General features: G+C 60.8%; 2 protein-coding genes. One reads left to right on the forward strand and one right to left on the reverse strand.

The annotated features are described in order from the left end of the window. Positions 1-2,655, forward strand: a 2,655-nt coding sequence (locus OQK_RS28590) for an SNF2-related protein (protein ID WP_016775485.1), incomplete at its 5' end; no start/stop codon positions are given. Positions 2,656-2,777: 122 nt separating this feature from the next. Here the strand turns inward: OQK_RS28590 and OQK_RS28595 are convergent. Then, a complete protein-coding gene (locus OQK_RS28595; RefSeq protein WP_443216346.1) occupies positions 2,778-5,120 on the reverse strand; it encodes a DEAD/DEAH box helicase in 2,343 nt (780 codons plus the stop codon). Positions 5,121-5,947: the final 827 nt, after the last annotated feature.

Consider the following 5,947-nt stretch of genomic DNA (forward strand, 5'->3'; position numbering starts at 1 on the left):
TGGGTCAGCCGATTCAAAGAACAGAGTCTGGAGCGCGGCCGCCGCTACGCTTTGGAGAATCGGGTGCGCATCGCCCAGGTCGGCGATGCGACCATCACCGCCAGTTGCGAAGGATCTGGCGGCAGTGTCTACCGGCAGACCATCCATCTGCGCGAGTCAGCCAAAGCGACGCTGTTGCTGGTCGACGCCACATGCACCTGTCCGGTGCGCAGCAACTGCAAACACTGCGCGGCGGTGCTGCTGAAAATCCAGGAAACCCTCGACTACCCCGCCGCCGCTAAAGATGCCGAGCTGCTGGAGAAGCTCCAGGCCGTGCTGGAAAACCGCAGCCCGAAAGCGCCACCGCAACTGCTGGTGGACAACGTGCAGCCGGTGCCGCGCCTGTGGCTGGCGAGCGTCGAGTTCAGCGCCTTCGAGCCGCGCAACGGCAAGATGCAGCGCTACATTCAGCACCGCGCGGCGCTGTCGTTCAGTTATTTGGACGAATACGTCAGCGGGCAAAAACACAGCGATATCCTGATCCGTCAGGAAGCGCAGACCCTGCGGATAAAACGCCACCCGGATGTCGAACAGTCCTACCGCGAACAGTTGCGCATCCTCGGTTTCCGCATCGCGACAAGGCAGAGCAAAGCCCTGCCGGAAAGCGCCGGCGAACTCTACGAGATGGTCAACGATAGCGCCTGGCTGACTTTCACCCTGAATGACTTGCCGAAGTTGCGCAGCCAGGGCTGGGAGTTGCAGATCGATGAGGAATTCGGCTTCGACCTGACCGCCGTCGACGACTGGTACGCCACCGTCGAACAGGCGCCGGAGCGCGACTGGTTTGATCTGGAGCTGGGCATCATTGTCAACGGCGAACGCCTGAGCCTGCTGCCGATCCTGCTGAATCTGATGCGCTCGCACACCGAGATCCTCAACCCGGAACGCCTCGCCCGGCGTCGCGATGACGAGCTGATTCTGGTGAACATTCCGCAACGCAGCAGCGAGCATGGGCCGTTGCAAGTGGCGCTGCCCCTCGGTCGCTTGAAGCCGGTATTGATGACCTTGGGCGAGTTCTATTTGCAGGAGCCGGGCGAAACCACCCTGCGTCTGAGCAAGGCTGACGCCACCCGGCTCAATTCGCTGGAAGGCCTGCCGCTGTTGTGGGAAGGCGGCGAGCAGATGCGCACCTTCGCCCAGCGCCTGCGCGACATCCGAGATTTCAGCGCCCAAGCGCCGCAAGGCTTGAACGCGACGCTGCGCCCGTATCAGCTTGAAGGCTTGAGCTGGATGCAATCGCTGCGGCAACTGGAGGTCGGCGGGATTCTTGCGGATGACATGGGCCTGGGCAAAACCCTACAGACCCTGGCGCATATTCTCAGCGAGAAGAACGCCGGACGCCTCGATCGTCCGTGCATGGTGGTGATGCCGACCAGCCTGATTCCGAACTGGCTAGATGAAGCGGCGCACTTCACCCCGCAACTGAAAGTGCTCGCCCTGTATGGCGCCACGCGCAAGAAATACTTCGACAATCTGGCCGACTTCGACCTGATCCTCACCACTTACGCCCTGTTGCCCAAGGACCTTGAGCGCCTGGCCAAACAGCCGCTGCACGTGCTGGTGCTGGACGAAGCGCAATACATCAAGAACCCCAACAGCAAAGCCGCCCAGGCCGCCCGCGAGCTGAACGCGCGCCAGCGCCTGTGCCTCAGCGGCACGCCGCTGGAAAACCACTTGGGCGAGCTGTGGTCGCTGTTCCACTTCCTGCTGCCGGGCTGGCTCGGCGACGTGAAAAGCTTCAATGCCGATTACCGCGTGCCGATCGAAAAGCGCGGCAGTGAAGTCAGACTGCAACACCTCAACGGTCGGATAAAACCGTTTCTGCTGCGCCGCACCAAAGAGCAGGTCGCCACCGAGCTGCCGCCGAAAACCGAAATCATTCATTGGGTCGAACTCAACGAAGCGCAGCGCGACGTGTACGAAACCATGCGCTTGGCGATGGACAAGAAGGTCCGTGACGAGATCACTCGCAAAGGCGTGGCACGCAGTCAGATCATCATTCTCGAAGCATTGCTCAAGCTGCGCCAGGTCTGCTGCGATCTGCGCCTGGTCAACGACGCCACCCTGCCCGCACGCGGCAGCACTTCGGGCAAGCTCGACAGCCTGATGGAAATGCTTGAGGAACTGTTCGAAGAAGGCCGGCGAATCCTGCTGTTCTCGCAATTCACTTCGATGCTGACATTGATCGAAGAGGAATTGAAAAAACGCAAGATCGCTTACGCCCTTCTCACTGGCCAGACCCGTGACCGGCGCACACCGGTGAAGGAATTCCAGAGCGGCACGCGCCAGATCTTCCTGATCAGCCTGAAGGCTGGCGGTGTCGGTTTGAACCTCACCGAAGCCGATACGGTGATTCACTACGACCCGTGGTGGAACCCGGCAACCGAGAATCAGGCGACTGACCGGGCGTATCGTATTGGCCAGGAAAAACCGGTGTTCGTCTACAAGATGATTGCCCGGGGCACAGTGGAAGAGAAGATTCAGCACCTGCAGAAGGAAAAGTCTGACCTGGCAGCGGGCGTGCTCGATGGGCGCAAGGCCGGGGACTGGAAGTTGCAGAGCGATGATATTGAAGCGCTGTTTGCGCCGTTGCCGGACAAGATCGACAAGCGTTGAAGTCGGCGTCGCTGATCAGATAGCTTTCGCGAGCAGGCTCGATCCCACACGATCCAGATTCACTGAAGATCAAATGTGGGAGCGAGCCTGCTCGCGAATGGCCACACCGCGATTCAAACCCTTCAACCTCTGGAAACCGGCAACGGCGCAAACAGCGCCTCGATATCACTCTGCTCCAGTTTGAATCCGCCCGTCGTGCCACCCTCAAGCACCGCCCCGGCCAGCGCCGCTTTCTCCTGCTGCAACGCCTGGATCTTCTCTTCGACGGTGCCTTTGGCAATCAACTTGTAGACGAACACCGGATTGTTCTGCCCGATGCGATACGCCCGATCAGTCGCCTGATTCTCCACCGCCGGGTTCCACCACGGATCGAAGTGAATCACCGTGTCCGCCGCCGTCAGGTTCAGACCAGTGCCCCCGGCCTTGAGGCTGATCAGGAACAACGGCACCTTGCCGCCCTGGAAATCCCTCACCGGCGTGCGCCGGTCGGTGGTGTCGCCGGTCAGCAACGAGTAGGCAAGACCGCGCTGCTGCAACTCCTGCTCGATCAGCGCCAGCATCGAGGTGAACTGCGAGAACAGCAGAATGCGCCGCCCTTCACCGAGCAATTCTTCAAGCATCTCCATCAGGCTGATCAGCTTGCCGCTGCCCGAGCGCAACGCCTTCGCCGTCAGCGGCATATTGACCAGGCGCAGATCGCAGCAGACCTGGCGCAGCTTGAGCAGCGCATCGAGGATGATGATCTGACTGCGCGCCACGCCGCTGCGGGCGATTTCGTCGCGGACCTTTTTGTCCATCGCCACACGCACCGTCTCATAGACGTCGCGCTGACCATCGCTGAGTTCGACCCAATGAATGATCTCGGTTTTCGGTGGCAACTCGGTGGCGACCTGATCCTTCTTGCGCCGCAGCAAAAACGGCTTGATGCGCGCGGTCAGGTGCTGCATGCGCTGGACATTGCCGTGCTTCTCGATCGGCGTGCGGTAATCGCGGTTGAAGGATTTGCTGTCGCCGAGCCAGCCGGGCATGAGGAAATGGAACTGTGACCACAGCTCACCGAGGTGGTTTTCCAGCGGCGTACCGCTCAGACACAAGCGCTGACGGGCCTGCAAGTCACGGGCGGCCTGGGCGGCTTTGCTCAGCGGGTTCTTGATGTTCTGCGCCTCGTCGAGAATCAGCACGCTCCACGACTGCGGCTGCAAGATTTCCAGATCCCTGGGCAGCAATGCGTAAGTGGTCAGCACCAAGTCGTATTCGCCCAGATTGGCAAAGTCCTTTTGCCGCCCGGTGCCGTGCAGCGCCAGGACTTTCAACTGCGGCGTGAAGCGCTCGGCTTCGTCGAGCCAGTTGGGAATCAGGCTGGTGGGCATCACCGCCAGTGCCGGACAGTCCAGACGCCCGGCGTGTTTTTCCGTGAGCAGATGCGCCAGGGTCTGTAGGGTTTTACCCAAGCCCATGTCATCGCCCAGAATGCCGCCGACCTCCAGCTCGCGCAGGGTCTGCATCCAGTTCAAGCCTTCGAGCTGATACGGACGCAGCTGCGCGTTGAGGCCGGCCGGCGCAGCAACCTGGGCGTGACTGGAATTCTGCAGACGCTTGGCAAAAGTGCGCAGACGTTCGCCGCCCTGCCAATCCAGCGGCACGCCATCGAGCATACTCAGACGCGCGGCGTCTGGAGCGGTCAAGCGCAGCGCATCACCCTGATGGCCGCCCAGGTACAGCTCGCCCAGCGTCTCCATCAGCGGTTTGACCCGACTCAGCGGCAACGCGACTTTGGCGCCCGCCGGCTCGCCAAAACCGCTGGGCTTGAGCTCGATCAGGAGTTTTTCATCATCGCTGCGCTGCGCCAGATTGACCGGGTCGAGCAAGCGCGGCTGGGTCCGCAACAGGTGCAGAAGGATCGGCAGCAAGCTGTAACGTTCGCCGTTGACGACGATACCCAACTGCAGATCAAACCACTGATGCGTGGCCTCTTCTTCGACCTCGGCGTACCACTGTTCAACCGGTTGTACATCGAAATGGAAACCGGGACTGATCTCGATTTTCCAATCTGCGGCGCGCAGCGTGGCCAGCCCTTCGTGCATGAACCCGAGCCAGGCGGAATCATCCGGCAAGGTAAACATCTCGCCAAGACGATCCATTGCACTCTTGCGCGTGGCTTTCTTGAAGCCATGTTTTTGCAGGTTCTGGCGCAGCTTCTTTTCCAGCGCAGGTTGACGCTGAATGCGCTGGGTTTCGCTGCCGTTGAGGATCATCACTTCCGGGTTGCGATCCACCGCCGGATGACCGTTGTAGGTAAACAGCAGAGCGGCGCGGTGCTCCAGCACATATTCCCAGCGCGAGCGTTCTCGACCGCTGACCAGGGTCAGTTGCGGCTGCGGCAGCACGTCATCGATGATCCGTTCGGTGAGCTTGTGTGGTGGCGCAATTTGGGTCGCCGCGCTCATACGATGGCTGAACTGCATGGCCTGACGCGCCGGAATGTCTGGCGCCAGGGTCAAATGGCAGGCGAGTTTTTCTTCCAGCTCAGTGAACAGCGGGCCAACCTGGCGCTGCTCACGATCAAGGTAATAAAGCGGCTCCAGCGCCAGCACGGTTTCCTGCGCGGCTTCGGCACTGCTCCATTGCGCGCGGAATCCGCCGTCAGCCTGCTCGGCCCAAGAGAACAGACCGACGCGTTTCGCCCCCGGTGTCAGCGCTCGCAGGTCTTCGAAGTCGAGGAACAGCCGCGAGGTGCGCAGGAGCATTTCCAGCAGTTCGGCACCACTGCTGCCTTCCAGCGGATAGCCGCTGTAATAGGCGTGATGGGAATGCATGGCGACCAACAGCCGGGCGATGCGCAGATCCAGCTCGGACAGATAACCCGGCTGGCGCATGAGCATTTCCGCGAGCGAGTACATCGGTTTGACTTCGCGTAACTCGCCGCTCTTGAGCTGGTAGACCTTGAAAATATCCAGCAGCCACTTGCCGTTCGCAGACGTCGGTTTGAGCTTGTAAAACAGACGCGTACCTGCGGTTTGCGCACTTTCTTCAGCGGGCTTGGCCGGCACGGGAATTGTCGAAAGCCAATGCTCCAGCGCTCGTCCCAACGGGGTCTGCGCGTCACTTCCAGACGCATCCTCGCCAGTGCCCAGCAGGTGATAGAGCACCGCTGCGCTGTGCTTGCAGTCCAGTGCAACCGGACAGCTGCACAGACATCGCAAGCTAACCGATCCCAACCGATCTTCTGACAGGTAAATGGTTTGCTCATACGCCTGAAGTTGCGATCCGACGCAGAACGCCTCGATCTTCC

It is taken from the genome of Pseudomonas sp. R62 (assembly GCF_000257605.1).
GTDB classification, from domain to species: Bacteria; Pseudomonadota; Gammaproteobacteria; order Pseudomonadales; family Pseudomonadaceae; genus Aquipseudomonas; species Aquipseudomonas atacamensis.

Excerpts from the sequence above, each read along its gene's own strand:
- OQK_RS28595 (WP_443216346.1), bottom strand. The coding sequence starts at position 5,120 with ATGCAGTTCAGCCATCGTATGAGCGCGGCGACCCAAATTGCGCCACCA.